The 19415-nt window shown below is 69.4% G+C and carries 20 protein-coding genes; 12 read left to right on the top strand and 8 right to left on the bottom strand.

Annotated elements, in window-relative coordinates:
* The first annotated feature begins 17 nt into the window (after window positions 1-17).
* On the top strand, window positions 18-368 hold the full coding sequence (locus OHA91_RS25965; protein ID WP_031146035.1) for an antibiotic biosynthesis monooxygenase family protein: 351 nt from the start codon (window positions 18-20) through the stop codon (window positions 366-368).
* A 116-nt stretch (window positions 369-484) separates the two neighbouring features.
* On the opposite strand, the gene OHA91_RS25960 is transcribed toward OHA91_RS25965, so the two are convergent.
* On the bottom strand, window positions 485-880 hold the full coding sequence (locus OHA91_RS25960; protein WP_031146033.1) for a nuclear transport factor 2 family protein: 396 nt from the start codon (window positions 878-880) through the stop codon (window positions 485-487).
* Window positions 881-987: 107 nt separating this feature from the next.
* Between OHA91_RS25960 and OHA91_RS25955 the strand changes: the two genes are divergently transcribed.
* On the top strand, window positions 988-1554 hold the full coding sequence (locus OHA91_RS25955) for a GNAT family N-acetyltransferase (RefSeq protein WP_078959038.1): 567 nt from the start codon (window positions 988-990) through the stop codon (window positions 1552-1554).
* A gap of 25 nt (window positions 1555-1579) precedes the next feature.
* On the opposite strand, the gene OHA91_RS25950 is transcribed toward OHA91_RS25955, so the two are convergent.
* Window positions 1580-3649 (bottom strand): MFS transporter, encoded by a 2070-nt coding sequence (locus OHA91_RS25950; protein ID WP_328740119.1) that lies wholly within the window; start codon window positions 3647-3649, stop codon window positions 1580-1582.
* 191 nt (window positions 3650-3840) lie between these two features.
* On the opposite strand from OHA91_RS25950, the gene OHA91_RS25945 reads away from it, so the two are divergent.
* On the top strand, window positions 3841-4740 hold the full coding sequence (locus OHA91_RS25945) for a peptidoglycan-binding domain-containing protein (protein WP_328740118.1): 900 nt from the start codon (window positions 3841-3843) through the stop codon (window positions 4738-4740).
* 182 nt (window positions 4741-4922) lie between these two features.
* A complete protein-coding gene (locus tag OHA91_RS25940) occupies window positions 4923-5627 on the top strand; it encodes an HAD-IA family hydrolase (protein ID WP_031146026.1) in 705 nt (234 codons plus the stop codon).
* Between the two features lie 169 nt (window positions 5628-5796).
* Here the strand turns inward: OHA91_RS25940 and OHA91_RS25935 are convergent, their stop codons facing one another.
* Together OHA91_RS25935 and OHA91_RS25930 are read right to left on the bottom strand one after the other, a co-directional pair.
* Window positions 5797-6318 (bottom strand): DinB family protein, encoded by a 522-nt coding sequence (locus OHA91_RS25935; protein ID WP_031146024.1) that lies wholly within the window; start codon window positions 6316-6318, stop codon window positions 5797-5799.
* 203 nt (window positions 6319-6521) lie between these two features.
* Complete coding sequence (locus OHA91_RS25930) at window positions 6522-7103, bottom strand: TMEM165/GDT1 family protein (RefSeq protein WP_328740117.1); 582 nt, start codon at window positions 7101-7103, stop codon at window positions 6522-6524.
* A 533-nt stretch (window positions 7104-7636) separates the two neighbouring features.
* On the opposite strand from OHA91_RS25930, the gene OHA91_RS25925 reads away from it, so the two are divergent.
* The 4 genes from OHA91_RS25925 to OHA91_RS25910 all read left to right on the top strand — a co-directional run bounded on the left by OHA91_RS25925 (window position 7637) and on the right by OHA91_RS25910 (window position 11647).
* On the top strand, window positions 7637-8281 hold the full coding sequence (locus tag OHA91_RS25925; RefSeq protein WP_266502677.1) for an HNH endonuclease family protein: 645 nt from the start codon (window positions 7637-7639) through the stop codon (window positions 8279-8281).
* A gap of 118 nt (window positions 8282-8399) precedes the next feature.
* Window positions 8400-10064, top strand: coding sequence for an alkaline phosphatase D family protein (locus tag OHA91_RS25920; protein WP_328740116.1), 1665 nt, complete (start codon window positions 8400-8402; stop codon window positions 10062-10064).
* A 207-nt stretch (window positions 10065-10271) separates the two neighbouring features.
* A complete protein-coding gene (locus tag OHA91_RS25915) occupies window positions 10272-10913 on the top strand; it encodes a DedA family protein (RefSeq protein ID WP_031146014.1) in 642 nt (213 codons plus the stop codon).
* Between the two features lie 203 nt (window positions 10914-11116).
* Complete coding sequence (locus tag OHA91_RS25910; protein ID WP_328740115.1) at window positions 11117-11647, top strand: hypothetical protein; 531 nt, start codon at window positions 11117-11119, stop codon at window positions 11645-11647.
* Between the two features lie 49 nt (window positions 11648-11696).
* Here the strand turns inward: OHA91_RS25910 and OHA91_RS25905 are convergent, their stop codons facing one another.
* Together OHA91_RS25905 and OHA91_RS25900 are read right to left on the bottom strand one after the other, a co-directional pair.
* The gene (locus OHA91_RS25905; protein WP_031146011.1) at window positions 11697-11921 is read right to left on the bottom strand and encodes a DUF2277 family protein; all 225 of its coding nucleotides are present in this window, start codon (window positions 11919-11921) and stop codon (window positions 11697-11699) included.
* A gap of 16 nt (window positions 11922-11937) precedes the next feature.
* Window positions 11938-12594 carry a TRADD-N-associated membrane domain-containing protein gene (locus OHA91_RS25900; RefSeq protein WP_328740114.1) on the bottom strand — a complete coding sequence of 219 codons (657 nt, stop codon included), beginning with the start codon at window positions 12592-12594 and terminating at the stop codon, window positions 11938-11940.
* A 126-nt stretch (window positions 12595-12720) separates the two neighbouring features.
* On the opposite strand from OHA91_RS25900, the gene OHA91_RS39895 reads away from it, so the two are divergent.
* From OHA91_RS39895 to OHA91_RS25890, 3 genes are all read left to right on the top strand, one after another.
* Window positions 12721-12795: a 50S ribosomal protein bL37 gene (locus OHA91_RS39895; protein WP_099895366.1), complete on the top strand. Its 75-nt coding sequence runs from the start codon at window positions 12721-12723 to the stop codon at window positions 12793-12795.
* 199 nt (window positions 12796-12994) lie between these two features.
* Entirely contained in the window at window positions 12995-13657 is a 663-nt protein-coding gene (locus OHA91_RS25895) for a DUF4389 domain-containing protein (protein WP_328740113.1), read from the top strand.
* Between the two features lie 264 nt (window positions 13658-13921).
* Window positions 13922-14485 (top strand): hypothetical protein, encoded by a 564-nt coding sequence (locus tag OHA91_RS25890; protein ID WP_245239971.1) that lies wholly within the window; start codon window positions 13922-13924, stop codon window positions 14483-14485.
* A gap of 402 nt (window positions 14486-14887) precedes the next feature.
* Here OHA91_RS25890 and OHA91_RS25885 read toward each other — a convergent pair whose 3' ends face one another.
* Both OHA91_RS25885 and OHA91_RS25880 read right to left on the bottom strand, forming a co-directional pair.
* A complete protein-coding gene (locus OHA91_RS25885; RefSeq protein ID WP_266501565.1) occupies window positions 14888-15175 on the bottom strand; it encodes an SH3 domain-containing protein in 288 nt (95 codons plus the stop codon).
* 148 nt (window positions 15176-15323) lie between these two features.
* A complete protein-coding gene (locus OHA91_RS25880) occupies window positions 15324-16385 on the bottom strand; it encodes an HNH endonuclease (RefSeq protein ID WP_266501562.1) in 1062 nt (353 codons plus the stop codon).
* A gap of 651 nt (window positions 16386-17036) precedes the next feature.
* Here OHA91_RS25880 and OHA91_RS25875 point away from each other — a divergent pair.
* Window positions 17037-18836, top strand: a complete 1800-nt coding sequence (locus OHA91_RS25875) for a GmrSD restriction endonuclease domain-containing protein (RefSeq protein WP_328740111.1) — start codon at window positions 17037-17039, stop codon at window positions 18834-18836.
* The last annotated feature ends 579 nt before the right edge of the window (window positions 18837-19415 follow it).

The raw sequence follows: 19415 nt of genomic DNA, 5'->3' as shown, positions 1-19415 counted from the left end.
TCCCTAGGATGGCTCCCATGAGCATCGTGAAGATCAACGCACTGACGGTCCCCGCCGAGCAGCGGGAGGTCCTGGAGCGGCGCTTCGCCTCGCGGGCCGGGACGGTGGAGAGCTCGGACGGGTTCGAGTGGTTCGAACTGCTGCGCCCCGTGGAGGGCACCGACCAGTACCTCGTCTACACGCGGTGGCGTTCGGAGGAGGACTTCCAGGCGTGGATGGAGGGGCCGATGAAGGCCGCTCACCAGGGTGGCGGCGGCGAGGGCGGCCAGGGCGGTGCGGCCGGCGCGGAGCGGCCGAAGCCGGCGGCCTCGGCTTCGACGGTGTGGTCGTTCGAGGTCGTGCAGCAGGCGGCGCCGAAGAAGGCCTGAGCGATCAGCGTCCGGACCCCGGGTGGTGTCCCGGGGTCCGGACGGTCGGGGCGACCGGAGTCGGGTCGGTCAGGTCAGGTCAGGTCAGGTCAGGTCGAGCCGATCGGGGGGGCGGGTCAGCTCCAGAAGGCGTCTTCCTCGTCGATGTCCGCGGTGCACTGGTCGATGTCGGTGATCTTGTGACCGACGATCGTGAAGAAGAGGCCTTGGCGGATCTCGATGCCGCGGTCGCCGCGGTCACCGCGCGCCGTGTGGAAGCTCATCACGTGCCCCCGCCCGTCCACGAGCACCGATTCCAGGTGCACCTGGAAGGTCCCCTTCGTCTCCTCGCCGAGGCGGCGGTAGAAGTCGAGGACGTGCTCACGGCCCTTGTGGTGTCCGGACATGGGGTTGTTGCCGGGTACGTGGTGGATGACGTCGGCGGTCATGAGCGCGCCCAGCGCCTCCATGTCGCCCTTGCCGAAGGCCTCGTAGCCGCGGCGGATCAGGGCACAGTCCGGATGCTCTGCCATGGCGAATCACACCCTCCGGGTAGGCGGAATGGTCGTTTTTCCTATCATCAGCCCGTCCATGTGGATATTCCACGCGGGAGATCGCGCGCCGACTCCACAATGACGCCATGACCACTCACAGCGAACACCGCACACCGCGGTCCACGCCCACACCCACGCCCACACCCACTCTCGCTCCCGGTCCCGCGGTCACCAGGTCGTGGACCGTGTCCCCCGAGCCGTTCACGACGGCCGACGCCACCCGGCTGCGCCGTGCCTACTACGCCGAAGTCGCCGGCCGGTACTGGAAACGCGAGGTCACCGAGGCCGAGATCGACCAGGGGCTGTTGGACTTCCCGGACGAGGGGCTGGAACCGCCGACGGGGCAGTTCGTCGTCGGCCGCCTCGACGGCGCGGCACTCGCGTGCGGCGGGGTCCGGCTGCTCGACGCAGTGACCGCCGAGCTCACCAGGGTGTACGTCGACGGGCGCGCCCGCGGTACCGGCGGCGGGGCGGCCCTGCTCCGGGTCCTGGAGGCGGAGAGCCGTGCGCTGGGCGCCGAGCGGGTCCGGTTGGACACCCGGTCGGATCTCGTGGAGGCCCGCGCGTTGTATGCGCGTCACGGCTATGCCGAGATACCCGCGTACAACTCCGGCCCGTATGCGGAGCACTGGTTCGAGAAGCGCCTGGTCTGACTGCTCCGCGGAGGGCAGGCGGCGGCTAGGGCGCGGCGTGGTCGCGCCGCGGCTCGGCGTCGTAGGGCTCTTCGGCGTCGGATCCGCACAGCTCCGTGTTGATCTCCTCGACCAGCTTGACCAGGTCGGTCGGCCGGTCCGGTCCCCACCAGTCGCCGAGGAGTTCGGCGAGGGAGTCCTGCCGGGCCGCGCTGAGCTTCGCGGCGGCCTCGCTGCCCCGCTCGGTCAGCACCAGCGGCAGCCCGTCCCGGACGGCGAGCCCGCGCTCCTCGACCTGGCGGGCGGCGTCCGTGATGACCTTCACCGGCACGTTGACGCGTTCGGCGAGCAGCGCCGGTTCCGCCGAGCCGTATTTGTTGATCCGCAGCAGCAGCCAGCTGGAGGCGGGCAGCAGGTCGTAGCCGGCCTTCTCGGTGATCTTCTCGTAGACGTGGCGTCGGCCCTCGCGGGTGCCGAGGACGGACAGCGCGCGGGCGACCTCGTCCCGGGAGGAGCGCTGGACGGGGTTGGAGGCCAGGGTCTCGGTCACGTCGGGTGCGGTGACGGAGGCGCGGAGCTTGTCCTCCTTCAGGAAGCAGGCGAGGACGAAGGCGACCAGGACGATGGGGACGGTGTAGAGGAAGACGTCGGTGATGGCGGTGGCGTAGGCGTCGAGCACGCGGGGGCGGAGGTCGGCGGGGAGTGCGCTGATGGCCCGGGGGTCCGCCTCCAGTTGGGGGATGCCCGCGTCGGCGGGCAGCGTGACGCCCGCCAGGGAGGCTGCCAGTTTGTCGTCGAGCTGGTTGGTGAAGACCGTCCCGAAGATCGCGACGCCGAAGGAGGCGCCGATGGAGCGGAAGAAGGTGGCACCGGAGGTGGCGACGCCGAGGTCGGCGTAGCTGACGGCGTTCTGCACGACGAGGACGAGGACCTGCATGACCAGGCCGAGCCCGGCGCCGAAGACGAAGAAGTAGACGCTCATCTCCCAGGTGGAGCTGGTGCGGTGCAGCTGGTGGAGGAGGAGCAGGCCAAGGGCGGTGACGGCGGTGCCGGCGATCGGGAAGACCTTCCAGCGGCCGGTCCGGCTGACGATCTGGCCGGAGGCGGTCGAGGAGATCAGCATGCCGATGACCATCGGCAGCATGTGGACGCCGGACATGGTCGGTGAGACGCCCTGGACGATCTGGAGGAAGGTCGGCAGGTAGACCATCGCCCCGAACATCGCGAAGCCGACGACGAAGCTGATCGCCGAGCAGAGGCTGAAGGTGCGGATGCGGAAGAGCTTCAGCGGCAGGACGGGTTCGGCGGCCTTGCGTTCGACGAGGAGGAAGGCGGCGAGCAGCACGACGCCGAGGACGGCGACGCCGATGATCCGGGCCGAGGCCCAGCCCCAGGTGGCGCCGAGGGAGGCGACGAGGACGAGGCAGGTGGCGACGCACGCGATGAGGAAGGTGCCGAGGTAGTCGATGGTGTGCTTCGAGGAGCGCGCCGGGATGTGGAGTGCGGCGGCGATGACGACGAGGGCGACGAGACCGATGGGGAGGTTGATGTAGAAGACCCAGCGCCAGGAGAGGTTGTCGACGAACAGGCCGCCCAGCAGGGGGCCCAGCACGCTGGTGGCGCCGAAGACGCCGCCGAAGAGGCCCTGGTACCGGCCTCGTTCGCGGGGCGGGACGATGTCGCCGACGATCGCCATCGACAGCACGATCAGTCCGCCGCCGCCCAGGCCCTGCAGGGCGCGGAAGCCGATGAGCTGGGGCATGTCCTGGGCCAGTCCGCACAGCGCCGACCCGATCAGGAAGAGGACGATGGCGTACTGGAAGAGCTTCTTGCGGCCGTACTGGTCGCCGAGCTTGCCCCACAGGGGCGTGGCTGCGGTCGCGGCGAGCATGTAGGCGGTGACGACCCAGGACAGGTGTGCCATGCCGCCGAGGTCGCTGACGATGGTCGGCAGGGCGGTGGAGACGATGGTCTGGTCGAGCGCCGCGATCAGCAGGCCCAGGAGCAGGGCGCCGATGGGGACGAGCACCTCGCGGGAGCTGTGCTCGCCTGTGGGGCCGGGCTTCTGCGGGCCGGGGACGGGGTCCGCGGCACCTTGGGTCGCATCCTGAGCCATCGATTCCTCCTCCGGCCGGATCAACATTTCCATCCTGAGTGGTGTGTCCGGTTATGGCCTCTCGGGTGGTTGGGAGGGCTGCGGCGGGTCTGCATAATCGCAGGCAATGGCCAGGGAGGGAGTCCCCAGTGAACGGTGAGCACTGTCCGAATTGCGACGCTGCCGGCGCCGCCTGCGGGTGTGCACCGGGTGTGGCTTTCAACCCTCTGCGCATCCGTCCGTACGTGACGTTGTCCGATCCCGGCGAGCTTGCCGCCGAGGCCGTGCCGCCGTCCCCGCAGCCGGTGTCCGGGGTGGTGTCCCCACCGCCGGCGGCGCCGCAGCCGGTGCACGCGGAGGACGACACCCCGGCGTACGGGGTACCCGCGGCGCCCGCGGCCGGGCCGTGGCAGGACGGCCCGTGGCAGGCAGGGCCGGCGCCTGCGCCGCACCCGGCGGAGACGGTCCGGCTCCGCGCGGTCCCGGCGGCCGCACCAGCAACCGGCGGAGGAGGGGGTGGGGGCGGGGGCCCGGAGGAGCGGTCCGGCTCCGCTTCCCGCCGCCGGCCGCTGGCGCTGCTGCTGGGGGCTGCGGCGGCGGTGGCCCTCAGTGGCACGGCCGTGGCGGTGTGGGTGCTGCCCGCTTCCCCGGAGAGCGACACGACCCTGCTGGACGCGAAGGCGTCGGCGCCCGCGGTGGGCGCGGCTCCGGCCGCGCCGTCGGGCAGCCCGAGCCGCGCCAGTGCGTCCCCGTCGGCTTCCGCGTCGCCGAGTGCGTCGAAGTCGTCGTCGCCGTCGGCTTCCCCGTCGCCGAGCGCGTCCCGTTCCGCTTCCTCCGCGCCCCCGTCGCCGAGCACGTCGCCCAGCGCGAGCCGTTCCGCCAGTACGCCGCCGCCCGCTCAGGCCCCGGTCCTGCGCTACGGGGATTCGGGTCCGGAGGTGGAGAAGCTCCAGCGGCTGCTGGCGGCGGAGGGTCTCTACCGGGGCAGGTTCCACGGAAAGTTCGACTCGAAGGTCGAGAGCGCACTGTCGACATTCCAGTACTACAACGGGATCGACGACCAGGAGTGGGGCGTGTACGGGCCCCTCACCCGCAAGGCACTGGAGGGATAGGGGCCCGAACACGCCCCAGCAGGGGCGGGGCGCGGCGGCAGGCGACGGGGGTCACACGTCCGCGAGTGGCGCAGACCGTCCCCGGTTTTGTATCGTGAGGGAACAAAGTGGTTCCGTCCTCACTCCCTGACCGGTGGACGGAACCACTTGTTCTCTTTTCCCGCCCGTCTGGAGCCCCGTCAATGCCGGCCAGCACCTCCACCACCGCACCCGTAGCCCTCACCGCCAAGGCCCTGCTCCTTGACATGGACGGCACGATCGTCAACTCCGACGCGGTGGTCGAACGCTGCTGGCGCGACTGGGCCCTCTCCCACGGGCTGGACCCACAGGAAGCCCTGAAGGTGGTCCACGGCCGCCAGGGCTACGCCACCATGGCCGTGCTCCTGCCCGAGCGCCCCATGGAGATCAACCTCGCCGAGAACGCGGAGATGCTGGCGCGCGAGACGGCCGACACCGACGGCGTGGTCCCGGTCGCGGGGGCACCGGCCTTCATGGCCGCGATCGGCGGTCTGCCGCACGCCCTGGTCACGTCCGCCGACGCCGCGCTGGCCACCGCCCGGATGACGGCCGCCGCGCTCCCTATGCCCGAGGTGCGGATCACGGCCGAGTCCGTCGGAGCCAGCAAGCCGGACCCCGAGGGGTTCCTCAAGGGCGCCGCCGCACTGGGAGTGGACCCGGCCGACTGCATCGTCTTCGAGGACTCGGCCGCGGGCATCGCCGCCGGCCGGGCGGCGGGCATGCGCGTGATCGGCGTGGGCCCCCGCGCCGCGGCCCACGGCCCGACGGTGCACGTCCCGGACCTGACGTCCCTCGACATCACGACCGGCGCCGACGGCTCGATCCGCATCACGCTGCGACCGGAGCCCCAGGACGCGCCCGCGCAGTAGCGCGGCCACCCGAAGGCTCGGGAGCCTGCTGGCACCCGGCACCCGGCACCCGGCACCCGGCACCCAGCGAGGCGTTGCGCGGCAAGGCGGTGCGCGGCGAGGCGGTGCGCCGGGCGGCGCGCGCCCGCTGCGCCCGGCCCGCCCGCACCGGGGCCCGGCCCGGGCGTGCCTACTGCCCCACGCGCCCGTCGATGCGTTCCCGCAGGAAGTCCGCGTGGCCGTTGTGGCGGGCGTACTCCTCGATCATGTGGACCAGAACCTCGCGGAGCTCCATCGGCTCGCCGCCGCATTCGCCCGTGACGTCCACGCCGGGAGCCTGCGCGACGAACCGTTCCGCGAAGGCGACCTCGGACCGCCAGGTCGCCCACGCGTCCGCGACCAGCTCCGGGTCGGCCACCGCGCCGGTGAACTCCCCGGCGGGTTCCTCCTCCGAACGGTAGTGCCGGCGGATGTCCTGGCCCGCCATGACCTGCCGGAACCAGTACTGCTCGACACCCGCGAGGTGGCGTACGAGTCCCAGCAGGGACAGGTCGGACGGCTCCACCGAGCGCCGCGCGAGGGCTTCGGCGTCGAGGCCCGCGCACTTGAGCTCCAGGGTCAGCCGCTGGTCGTTGAGGTAGCCGATGAGCACGTCCCGCTCGCCGCGGAAGCCCCCGTCGGTGCGCGGATCCGCGTCGGGATCGACGAACATGTTGGACCAGCCGAAACGGCGGTCCGGGGCGGGCGCGGAGCCGGGGCCGGAGCCGGGGCCGGTGAAGGAGGGGGCGGAGGAGGTCGAGTCGATCACGCGCAGAGCGTGCCGCTCGGGCGCACCGTCCGCAACGGAGTTTCCACCGCCGGAGCCCGGGCCCGCCCCCCTCACCGCCTCCCTCCCCCCTCCCTTCCGCGGGCTGATCAGCCCGCGATCGCCTCGTACAGCGAGAACACGGCCAGCGCCGCCATCACAGCCGCCGCGATCTTGGTGATGAGCCGCAGCGGCACGTACTTCATCAGGGTGCGACCGCCCAGGATGCCGATGCCCGCGACCGCCCACAGCGCCAGCACGGCGCCGATGCCGACGGAGACGGGGTCGTCGTACCGTGCCGCCAGGTTGGCGGTCATGATCTGGGTCAGGTCACCGAACTCCGCCACCAGGATCAGCATGAAGCCGGCCCCCGAGACCTTCCAGAAGGACTGGTCGGCAGGCGGCTTGACCTCCTCGTCCCCGGCGTCCTTCTTCAGGAGCAGCATGGCCGCGCCCAGGAGGAAGAGGATGCCGACGACGGCCTGGACGAGGCGGTGCGGGAGCAGGGTGAGCACGCTGCCGGCGGCGATGGCGAGGGCGACGTGCACGGCGAAGGCGGCGGCGACGCCCGCGAAGACGTAGGAGGCGCGGTAGCGCGTGCCGAGCATCAGGCCGGCGAGGGCCGTCTTGTCGGGGAGTTCGGCAAGGAAGACGACGCCGAAGGCGATCGCCGTGATGCTGAAGCTGAACACGGAGGTGGAACCTCAATCGGTCGGGCAGGACGCCATCGGTACCGAGAGACCTGGGGTGTTTCAGGGGTCGCTTCGGCTCGGCGGCGCCCTGGCTTGCGCGTGCGCGTACGGAACGCGCCCACGACGGGACAGGACACTGCGGCCGAAGGTCTCGCTGGCCGACCGCTGGTGCTGCGCGGCCTGCCTCCGGGCGCCGGCTGGGTGACCCAGCAGTATGTCGACGGTCCGGCGAAGAGCTACTCCCCTTCTGCTCCGAACAGACTACGCGAGGTCGACGGCCGGCCGGAATGGGCCTTTGGTCCCGCCCTGTGTCGCCCTGCCCCCACCTCTCCTCCGCCTCGACCGCCCCACGACTGCGGAACCTCAACTTCCATTTAAATCAGGGGCCTTGCGTGGCTTGATGTGACGTGCCCATGTCGCCAGGCTGTCACCCGGCGCCCATCCCCACGCAACCCGATGGCGCCAGCATGGCCACGCCCCGCCGGGGCGAATCGGCCCGACCCCCCGCACCCAGGGAGCCCCTCATGGCACTCATGCCCAACGTCTACGCGCGTCGAGTTGGCGTGCTCGCGTCAGCAGCTGCGCTGGCGGCGCTCACCTCCCTCCTCAACGCCCCGACCGCCCTGGCCGCCCCGCCCGCCCCCATGAGCGCCTCGGCCGCCCGCGCGTACCTGGCGACGGTCACCCCGAAGACGGAAGGTTCCACCAGCGGGTACAGCCGCGACCTCTTCCCGCACTGGAGCACCGTCTCCGGCTCCTGCAACACCCGCGAGACCGTGCTGAAGCGCGACGGGGTGAACGTCGTCCAGGACGCCTCCTGCGCCGCCGTGAGCGGAAGCTGGTACTCGGAGTACGACGGCGCCACCTGGACGGTCGCCTCCGACCTCGACATCGACCACGTCGTCCCGCTCGCCGAGGCCTGGCGTTCCGGTGCCAATTCCTGGACCACGAGCAAGCGCCAGCAGTTCGCCAACGACCTCACGCGCCCACAGCTCATCGCGGTCACCGACAACGTCAACCAGGCCAAGGGCGACCTCGACCCCGGCAAGTGGCTGCCCTCGCGGACGTCCTACCGCTGTACGTACGCACGGATGTGGGTCAACGTGAAGCAGTACTACGGTCTGAGCATGGACTCCGGCGAGAAGACGGCCCTGGTCAACGTCCTGAACGGCTGCTGACCGGCCCCTGACCGGCTGCCGACCCGCTGCCGGCCGATCTTTCCCCCGCCAGGGGGAGGCGTGGCTCCCCCTCCCCGTCGTACCGTGATCGAAGGGGCTACGGAGGAGGGGGAGTTGCATGGCCGGATTGCGTCTGGGGCCGCTGCTGCGCCACGTCGACTGGGACACGGGCGCTGCGGCCACGATATGGGTCGAGGCCGACCGCCCGTGCACGGCCGAAGTGCGGTGCACCGGCGGGGCCGGCGGCAGCGCGCGGACCTTCCAGATAGCCGGACACCACTACGCGCTGGTGCCGGTGACCGGCCTGACCCCGGGCGCCACGACGCCGTATGAGGTGCTGCTCGACGGCCGGCAGGTGTGGCCGCTGCCCGACAGCGGCTTCCCGCCGAGCACGATCACCACTCCGGCCGTGGCGGGAGCGGGCAGGCCCGCGCCCGGGCCCGGGCTGCGCGTCACCTTCGGCTCCTGCCGGCAGGCCGCGCCGCCCGCCGGCCGTCACGGGCCGCACGGCGCGGACGCGCTCGACACCCTCGCGGCGCGGCTGGCCGCCGACCCCGAGGCGGAGCGCCCGGACCTCCTGCTCCTGCTCGGCGACCAGGTGTACGCCGACGCCCTGTCGCGGGAGACCCGGCAGTGGCTGGCCGCCCGCCGGGATCTGCGGGAGGCGCCCGGCGCCCAGGTCGCGGACTACGAGGAGTACACCCGGCTCTACTACGAGTCGTGGCTCGACCCGGAGATCCGCTGGCTGCTCTCCACGGTGCCGAGCCTGCACATATTCGACGACCACGACGTCATCGACGACTGGAACACGAGCGCGGCGTGGCTCGCGGAGATGCGGGCGACCCCGTGGTGGCGGGAGCGCGTGCTCAGCGGCCTGATGTCGTACTGGGTGTACCAGCACCTGGGCAATCTCTCGGCCGCCGAGCTGGCGGCGGACGGGCTGTACCGAGCGGTCCGCGAGGACCCCGACGGCACGGACGCCCTCCGGGCCTTCGCGTCCGCGGCGGACGCCGACCCTGCCACGGTGCGCTGGAGCTACCGGCGCGACTTCGGGCGGACCAGGCTGCTGATGGTGGACACCCGGGCGGCCCGGGTACTGGCCGAGGACGGGCGGGCGATGCTCGATCCGGCGGAGCAGCAGTGGCTTCGGGAGAACGCCCTCGCCGGGCACGGGGGCTATGACCACCTGCTGATCGGGTCCTCGCTGCCCTGGCTGATGCCGCCGCTGATCCATGACGCGGAGACGTGGAATGCGGCGCTGTGCCGCGGGGATCGCGGGCCGCGGTGGGCTCGGATCGGTGAGGATCTGCGGCGGCGCAGCGATCTGGAGCACTGGGCGGCGTTCCCGGCGTCGTTCGCGGCGCTGACGGATCTGATCGAGGAAGTGGGGACGGGGCCCCGGGCGCCGGCGACGGTGTGCGTGCTGTCGGGGGACGTGCACCACGCGTATGTGGCCGAGCCTCGAATACCGAGTACGGCGCGGGTGTTCCAGCTGACCTGCTCACCGGTTCACAATTCCATTCATACCGTGGTGAAGTGGGGGTTCCGGCTGGGCTGGTCGCGGACGGGCCGCTGGCTGGGGCGCGGTTTCTCCCTGCACGGGCGGACGGGACGGCCGCCGCTGAACTGGCGTCGTACGGGGGGTCCCTGGTTCGGGAACCAGCTGATGACGCTGGCGTTGTCCGGGCGGACGGCGCGGTTGCGGCTGGAGCAGGCGCGCAAGAAGCGAGGGCGGGCGGAATTGGTGACGGTGCTGGACCGGGAGCTCACGGCGGCGGAGTAGCGCCGGCGCCGGTGGCGCGGCCGGGTCGGTGGCGTGACCCGTTGGGCGGCGGCGGAGTTGACACCGCTGTGGTGTGCGATCCGCCCCGGGCGCCCGGGGCGGGAGTGCCGGGCGTACGCTGTATGGCTGTCAGCCGCCCCTGCCGCTCCCCCGCGACGTCGCGGCGCTTCATGCCGCAGCACGTCAACCGGACTGGGGAGTCCCGCTTTGTTTGAGACTTTGGGGTCGCTGACCGCGAGTCCATGGATCTACGCCCTGGTGGCGCTGTCCGTCGTGCTCGACGTCTTCCTTCCGGTGCTGCCGAGCGGGGTCCTGGTGATCACCGCAGCGGCGGCAGCGGCGGCAGCCGGGGCTGCGGGGCCGGTGCCGGTTCCGGGGCCCGAGCAGGTGCCGGACATCCTGCTCCTGCTCGTGATCGCGACGACGGCGTCGGTGCTGGGCGACATGGCTGCGTACCGGCTGGGCCGGCGCGGCGGGGCCCGGCTGGACCGGGCCATCGCCCGCTCCCGTCGACTCACGCGCGCCCAGGAGCGCCTGGGCACGGCCCTCGCGCGCGGTGGCGGCGCCCTCGTGGTGATCGCCCGCTTCGCCCCGGCGGGCCGCTCGGTGGTGTCCCTGGGCGCGGGCAAAACCCAGCGCAAGGTGGCGGAGTTCCTGCCCTGGTCGGTCCTGGCGGGCATGGCGTGGGCCGGCTACAGCGTGGCCCTCGGCTACTTCGGCACCCAGTGGCTGGGTACCCAGTGGCTCGGCACCGCGGTGTCGATCGTCGCCCTCTTCGCCGCGGGCGCCCTCGCGGCCTTCCTCGTACGCCGCCCGCCCTCGGCTCCGGCCGCGACTCCTGCGGCGTAAGGACCCGGAGCCGGGGCGGCAGACCCCGTGGGCTCGGCGGGCTCGGCGGGCTCACCCGTGTGGAGCAGTGGCTCACCCGTTCACCCGGCCCCGATCGCAGCCTGCGCGCCTGGCTCCTAGCGTCCGGAGAGCGGTGCGCAACCGAATCCGCGTCACATCCGTGGCCTGGCCGCGCCGTTTCGAGGAGCCGAGGAGTTCTCTCCATGCCCGCCACGCAGCTCGCCCAGCCGCCGGCTACCGCACCCCGCTCGCGGTCCGCCGCTCCACGCCGTCTGATGACCGCCGCGGCCGCCACCCTCATCGTCGCCGCCGCCACTCCCGTCACGCTCGCCCGCGCCGCCCCCTCCGCCAGCGTCTCCCCCACCACGGTCGCCCCGGGCGGCCGGGTCGCCCTGAACGTCGCGGGGTGCGGGACCAAGGTCGCCAGGGTCACGTCGACCGCGTTCAACGAGGTACGGCTGACTCCCGGCAACCTCGAGGCCACGAACCTCTTCGGCAGCGCCACGGTCTTCTCCGACGCCAGCCCCGGCGCCCACCGGGTCACCTTCGAGTGCGGCGGCCCCGGCGGCCAGAGCGTCACCGTCTCCCTCCAGGTCACCCCCGGCGCCGCACGCGGCGGAACGGGCGGCAGCATCGGCTCGATGAGCACGACCCAGATCGCCGTCGGCGGCACCCTCGCCGCAGCCGCCCTGGTGGGCGGGGTGTGGGTGCTGCGCCGGCGCGCGGCCGCGTAGGCCGGACCCGGCCACGCCTCGGTCGGGCCGGGCCCGGTCGGGCCGGGGATCACGCGGGGGCGGCCTGCCCCCGTACGTGCACCCCGTCGAGCAGGGCCGCGGTGGCCTCGGCGACGGCGTCCACCGCCGCGTCGAAGACCTCGCGGTTGTGCGCGGCGGGCACCCGGAACCCGGACACCTTCCGCACGTACTGCAGGGCGGCGGCCCGGATCTCCTCCTCGGTCGCCCTCTCGGGGATGGCGGGCGGACGCAGGGTCTTAATCGATCGGCACATGTCTCCACTATCCCGCTCACCGGGGCAGTTCGGCCCCGGAAAGCTTCATGATCAGACCGGCCTGGAGGCGGGCCCTCAGTTCCGGGTCGCCGACCGATTCCAGCAGCCCGATGGCCTGCTGGGTCGTCTCGGCGGCCCGGCGGTCGTCGCGCAGCGCGGCGGTCTGGTCGGCCATGTGCTGCAGCGCGATGTCGGCCCGGCGGTGGAAGAGCTGCCCGATCAGGGTCGTGACCAGGCCCGTCGCGCTGGTGACGATGCCGAGGTACAGCTCCCCGCCGGCTTCCGCCTTCCGGACGGCGAGCCCGATGCCGAGGAGCAGGATCGCCGCGCCGGCGCCGGCGAAGCGCTGGCTCGTTCCGAAGCTGCTGCGCGCCTGCGTGAGCCCGTAGGCGTAGTACTCCACGAGGATCGGGGTGAAGTCGTCCCGCCGGTCACCGAGTTCCGCCTGCGGGTGCGGGGTCCGGATGCCGCCGACGTCCTCGAACTTCCGGGGGCCGGGTAGGGCGATGGTCGGCCCGGCGGTTTCGGTGCCGAGGTGGGCGAGCAGCCGCTCCCGCTCCTCGTTCCGTTTCCGCTCGAAGCCCCCGCCCAGGGAGCGCTCCGTGACCACCATTACCAGCACGGCCGCGACCACTGCCGCGGCCACCGCGCCCCATGCGAGCCAGTCGCCCATTCTCCGACGATCCCACGCCGTGGTGCGTCGGCCAAGAGTGCGCGGGGCGGCGCTGGTGCGGACGCCCCCGCCCGCGCCTAGACTGGCGGCGTCATGAAGGTCACCGAGAGTAGGGAGACTGTCACCATGGCCAAGCGAGGCAACAAGAAGCGGGCCCGCAAGAAGAAGAAGGCCAACCACGGCAAGCGTCCCAACGCCTGAGCCGACCGAAAGACCCCCGGCCCCACTGGGCCGGGGGTCTTCGCATGTCAGGGGAATGCACGACCGTCAAGTCACGGGTTCTCCTGTCACGCGATCCAGTGGCATGACCCACATCTGCGTTCCGGGGCCTAATGGCGGAAAAGCAATCCGCCCGCACGGCCCTGCCGGTGCGGCCCGCACAAGAAATGATGTGACAGTCATGATCTCCACCTCCTCCTACCCCCTGCGCGTCGAGGCGACGTTGGACCCCCGGCTCACCCGGTGGATGTGGCTGGTGAAGTGGATATTCGCCATACCGCACTACATCTGCCTGTTCTTCCTGCAGATCGCTTTCCTGCTGATGAGCCTGGTCGCCTTCTTCAGCATCCTCATCACCGGCCGATATCCGCGACCGCTCTTCGATTTCAACGTCGGCGTCATCCGCTGGAACACGCGCGTGCATTACTACTGCTCCATCGTGCTCGGCACCGATGAATACCCGCCGTTCACCCTCAAGGACGTGCCCGCATACCCGGTACGCGTGGACGTCGCGTATCCCGAGCGGCTGTCCCGCTGGCTGGTCCTGGTGAAGTGGCTCCTGGTCATCCCGCAACTACTGGTCATCGGCGTGCTGGCCACCAGCAGCTGGAGCACCTACCAGTACATCGACGACTACAACCCGTTCTCCGGCCTCATCGGCCTGCTGTCCCTGATCGCCGTGGTGATCCTGGCCTTCACCGGGCGCTACCCGCGGGGCCTGTTCGACTTCCTCATGGGCCTGTTCCGCTGGATCCTGCGCGTACTCGCCTACGCATCGCTGATGACCGACAGGTACCCCCCGTTCCGGCTGGACTCCGGCGGCCCCGACCCCAGCCCCGCCTGACACATCCCGAAGGCCCCACCCGGCCGGCACCGGAAGATGCCCGGCGCGCGTTCTGAGACCTCACCTCCGAGGTCCCGCACCTCGATCCGCGCGTCGGCATCCCCTGTGAAGAAGACGAGCGCAGCTCGTGCTCCTGTGCCCCCTTGCGTGCTCAGCGTGCTGCCCACACCGTGAGGAGGTGCAGCTCCGCGTTCCGATCGCGCAGGGGGAGGGCGACACGTAGTGAGTCCAGCGACAGAATGGGCCGTCAAGACGTTCGGTGCCGTGGCCGGGCAACTGGCCGAGACCGTCCCGGCCTGCCTCGTGGAAGCCCACGCCAGAGCGCGCCACGCTCACGAAGGCGTCCACACACAGACCCTGGAGGCCTACGGTCATGGGCTCCACGCCGCGCAGTACGAGGCACTCGCAGCCGGCCTGACACCTCTGGAAGGTGTGACGTCCCGTCGACTGCAAGGCCGTACGGTGATGCTCATCGGCAGCAACGCGATCTACCCGATCCGCTACGCGAAGAAGGACGTCCCGGTCACTGAGGCGCGCTTGCGAAAGGCTGCGGGATTCCGCGCCGACCTGATCCGCCGCCACGGCCCGGAACCGATGCAGCAGGCCTTCGACCTCGGCCTGGACGAGCTGGACGAGGAGCACGTGCATCCGGACGTTGCCCTTCTGCCGCCCGACCTCCGCCTGGTCATCGTGGCCTACGCCTGTTCGATGGAGCGCGGCGTCATGCGAATCGAGTGGGGCTCGGCTGAACTACGGCGCGAGGACCGCTATCTCGTCTGGCACCACCACGAACCGCTCCTCCCGCCGGCAACACCTCGCGCAGCCTAGACCGACCGGTCACCAGCGAGCGTCTTCCTGCGGCCCGAGGCAGCCCCGGAGAGGCGCTACCTCTGCTCGCGCTCCAGGGCGGCGATCGCCTTCCGCTGCCAGCGCAGCGCGGCACCTACTGCTATCGCCCCGACGAGCAGAGCGACAACGGGCGCACCCTAGACCACGGCACTGAGCGCATACCCGAGCGAATCCATAGAGCCTCCTCTGCAGCATGATCGTACTGGGGCAAGACATGGAACAGCAGGCGCGGCCAGGCTGCGGCTCATGCCTGACATCAAGCCGACGGACCCCAAAGGCGAAAGGGCCGGAGGACGTGCCCTCCGGGCGTCGGCTGCGGTGCCAAGCTCGGGCCGAGCCGCTGACCGAGGCCCCCACAGCCCGCAGTTGAACCGCCCCTGGTCAGGAGGCGTGGGTGATCGGATCAGCCCGAGACACCAGCTCGATCGTCACCGGTGCCGCCGAGTCGAGGTCGATCGTGTCCCCGTCGTCCTCGCCAAGAGCCTCGGCGGGGTGGTCGGCAGGTACTACCACCAGCATCGTGTGGGGACGGGGAAGCCAGCCCACATCCTGTGGAGGGTCGTGACGGCCGATGTCGACGACCCGCACCAGCGTCTCCGGGATGCCCACCAGGCAGGTGTCACCGACGTGCAGGTTCCATGGCTCGGGGTCGGTTTTGAACAGCCTCATGGTCCGCTCCGGGGAGTCGGGCGCCGTCGCGAAGGCCCGGTGACCGTTCCACCCGAACTCGGACTGCCGTACCAGGCGACGGCTGCCGCCCACAGCCCTCCGGGACTGTCTCTTCGTTCCGATATTGATGTCAGCAGCGGATGTCAGATCACGGCTTCAAAATCTGCTCGTCAACCGCGCTACGCGGTCGGGCGATGACTTCCGCGGCGCGCCTGTCGGCTGCGTACTTTCGCTCGATGGAGGCCCGCAGCTCCCCAGGGGTGGGCCATGGCGCACGCCGGTGGATCATGCGGTGACAGTTGGCACAGATGAGGGCGAGATCGCTGAGCTTGGTCCGCCCCTCGCCGGCTTCGTGCAACGGCACGACGTGATGGCACTCGATGTACCCAGCACCGCGGTCGCCGTAGACCTCCTCGAAGTCAAACCCGCACGCCTCGCACGCCAGCCGCCCACCGCCGTGAATCACAGAAGCGATCTTCTTCTTCCGCAGGCTCTTGTTCCGCTCGCGGGCTTGGTGTCGGCGCATGAGGAGCCGTCCCTCAGGAGCGCTGAAGTCGTCGACCTCCTCGCCCTCGGTCGGCGCAAGGGTCTGCAGCTCGCCAGCCGCGATGCCCTGACGAATGAGCCGAGCAACCCCGGCCATCTCGTCAGGCCGGTCGAGGAAGTCCATCAGCACCGCAACGTCGAGAGCGCCGCCGTTGGTGGGCTTGCCCTGGTACTCCGGATGCCGCGTAGCGATGTCGAACGTCTTGCGCGCCACTCCGTTCGGGTTGCGAAATTTCTCGTTGCGCTCCGCCTCGTGATGGATGGGAAGCAGCTGAAGCAGTCCTGACAGCTCGACCACCCTGGCGTCCTGAGCGTCCAGCCCCTTCCAGCCGTTCTCCCTCACGAGCTGGCAGGCGAGGATGATCTCGTCCCGGGCCCAGTCAGGATTCTTGACCGCCTTGACCTGGAAACCAGCCCGCTTCAGCCACGCGGCGGCGTGCTCCTTGCCTCCACTGAACTCATCAGACCTGAGGGCCCGCCCTTGTCCCCATTGGTGCGCCACGCCTGCTATGGCTTTGGAGTCGTACTCCCGCCCGTCGTGCACCACAACGTACGAGCGGGCTTCACCGAAGCCGTACTTCGCCAGGAACTCCTCCCGCCCCAACTGGTCATACTCCGCGATAGCCTTGAGTACCGACCCCTGCGTGATCGCTCCTTTGTGCATGGCGGCAGCGTACGGCCAGCCGCCGACAGTCCACTGCCGTTCGACCAAGCGATGGAAGTCCTGAACTCCGCGGCGGCACGGCGCGCGCCCCCTCACCCGATCCACACACGGGCCGATTCATCGAAGCCGTGAGTCCGGCCCGCCCGGTCGCTCCTGACCGTCTCCGTTGATGTCAGATGTAGATGCCAAAGGCCCCCCGCCATGATCGGCGGGGGGCCTTTTGACTGGTGGGCGCGGACGGTTTCGAACCGCCGACATCTGCTTTGTAAGCTCACCCGGCTAAGAAGGCGACCTCGAATCGCACGCCTGCCCACTTTCCAAGCTTCATCTCATGATCAGCCGCAAGCCCTCGGCGTACGCTGGCGTTGCCGTCAACGGTTGCCGTCAGAGCACGGCTGCGGGCACACGGCTCCGGAGGGCCCGTGTGTCTCACGCGTTTCAGCAGGTTAGGCGTATAAGAGTGACACAGCAGGCTCGGATGGTCCGCGAATAGACCGCGCCTCGCCACCGCGCACTGTGGCGTGCGCCAGCCGCTTACCCCAGGTGCAATCCGGATGTTTCGGACACGGGGGAGGGTGTAATCGGCAAGAGGCAGCACATGCTGGCGCCCCTCCGGCTACCCTCTGCTTCACCACCGAGGATTGGAGCCTTGTGTCCGCAGCTACTCCTACCGAGCTTTCCGTTCAGGGTGAGAGTATCCAGCAACTCTACAACGACCACACGGCGAGCAAATATCTCGTAAACCGCCGCTATCAAAGAAAACTGGTCTGGGGCGTAGAGGAGAAGGAGCGGCTCATTGATTCAGTTGTTCAGAAGCTCCCCATTCCTCTAATCCTGCTCGCAGAATCCTCCGGCGAACACCTGGGGCGCCTTGAGGTAATCGATGGCCTTCAGAGGCTGAACTCGGTATTTTCGTTCATCGAGAACGAATTTCCCCTGGGTGGGCACTACTTTGACCTGGAAACTTTGGCCGACACCAAGGCCCGCCTGGATGATGGAACCCTCACGCAAAAGGAGCCTGTCCTCAGCCGCGATACCTGCGTGAAGATCGCAAATTATCAGCTGCCGGTCTCCGTGTATCGCTCCGCTACCGATGAATCGGTCGACGAGGTATTTCGGCGCATCAATTCTAGTGGGCGTCACCTGAGCCCGCACGAGATCAGGCAGGCGGGAGCTACGCAGGCGATTGCCGGCCTCGTGCGCCGGATCGCGTCTACGGTTCGGGGCGACGCATCTTTGACAGATTTCGTGCCGCTGTCAGAAATGCCGAAGATCAGCATCACCAACAATGAGCTTCCATATGGAATCTATGTCGAGAATATCTTCTGGGTGGCGCAAGGTATTCTGACGCGTGAGTCGGTGCGCGAATCCAGAGACGAGGAGCTGGTCCTGGATATCCTTCTGGACCTGGCTTTGGAGCGGCCGGCAGCGACAGGCCTCCGGTATCGAGACTCGGCCTATGGGATCGAGAATGACCGCGCCGTAACTAGTTCCGATGTAGTCCATCGGCGCATCGCGACTATCGGAGAGTCGGAACTCGAAGATCGCTTCGTAGCAACGCTTGAACTCCTCAAAGATGTTCTGGAGCGGGCGCCAAAGCCATTCGCCTCCTTCACAGTGACACAGCAGAACTACAGGGGCGTACCACGGCATTTCCAGGCCGTGTTTGTCGCTGTAAGTCAACTCCTGCACGACGAGAACCTCGAGCCTAAGGGCACCCAGGAACTCCTGGATGTTCTCGCTGGATTCTGGGATGGAGATCTCAGGATCCCGTCAGGAGGCGGCGACTGGGGGTCGGAGCGGAAGATCCAGCTATTGGATATGGTGAAGGCCGCTCTTCGCCCGGCGTTCAAGCCCGCGTTGAACTCCGATAAATCTCACGTGAAGGATCACTCGGTGAGATTCGAAGCGACTCTCGCCATGGCGTTGACGGAGGAGTCGCTATTTGAACTCAAGCAAGGGTTCTGTCGGATAAACGACATCGGCACCTTTGACGAGAATAGCTTTCGTAAAATTCTGCGCACTGCGAGCGCAATGGCAAATACTAGCCCATCGGCCAGTGGCGTCATCTTTATTGGTGTTGCCGACGATCGCCCAGACGCGGCGGCGGTTGAGAAGTTCGGCGGAATCAAGGCTCTGGAGCACGAGAATTTCCATATCACTGGAACCCAGCATGAGCTTTCGGCTCTTGGGAAGTCGGTCGACGAGATGTGGCGTGAGCTAGTTCAGAAAATCAAGAGTTCTCCACTGGATGTTGAATTCGCGAATAACTTGGCACAAACCCTCACGCCTTTCAGGTATAAGGGATACTTGATCTGGCGCCTTACTCCGACTGCCATGGGTAGGCCGGTAACCTTCGACAACGGATTCTTCGAAAGGGTGGGCCCTCAGACAGTAGAGGTAGTTGGCGCTTCGATCATCTCGCTGGCAGGCCGTTTCCATAGGCCTTAGACGTCGATGAGGTTTGTGCCTACTCGGCCTGGAGCGTGCAGTGGCTGACCAACTCTGACCTTCCACAGCACGTCCCCAACTCCCATCCCGTCTGCCGTCGACCCACACGTACGTGGAGCGGGCGCGGTGCCGGGCGTCCATGTGGAGCGCCCAACTGGACGTACGACCTGGACGCCCGGTGCCGTGTCTGCTCGGCTTGTCCTGGGTCGATGGCAGACGGGATGGGAGTTACCCCGTCTCAGCCCTATTCGGCCGGCACTCGCGAGCGGCGCCCCCGCCATCCCGGAGTGTCGGAGCGCCCCCGCCGGAGGCAATATCGGTGAGCGGTGGGTCCGGCGGCCCGTATGGGCTCGACTCATGCCTTCGGGCCTATCCCCCTGTAGGGGCGGGCGTCGGCGCAGCGCGCGCGGAGCGGACCGAAGGCAGAAGCGTCGCGCGGAGCGGAGCCGGGAAGCCCGCCCGGCGGAGCGGAGCGCAGCCGGGTGCTTGATGCAGCAGGGAATCTCTCACCAAAGCCGCGAACCGCGACGGCTTTCAGGACCGCCTACCAAGTGGAACTCACACTTGGCCTGACCTGCA

It is taken from the genome of Streptomyces erythrochromogenes, assembly GCF_036170895.1.
GTDB classification, from domain to species: Bacteria; Actinomycetota; Actinomycetes; order Streptomycetales; family Streptomycetaceae; genus Streptomyces; species Streptomyces erythrochromogenes.
This window is presented reverse-complemented; position numbering and strand designations above follow the sequence as displayed.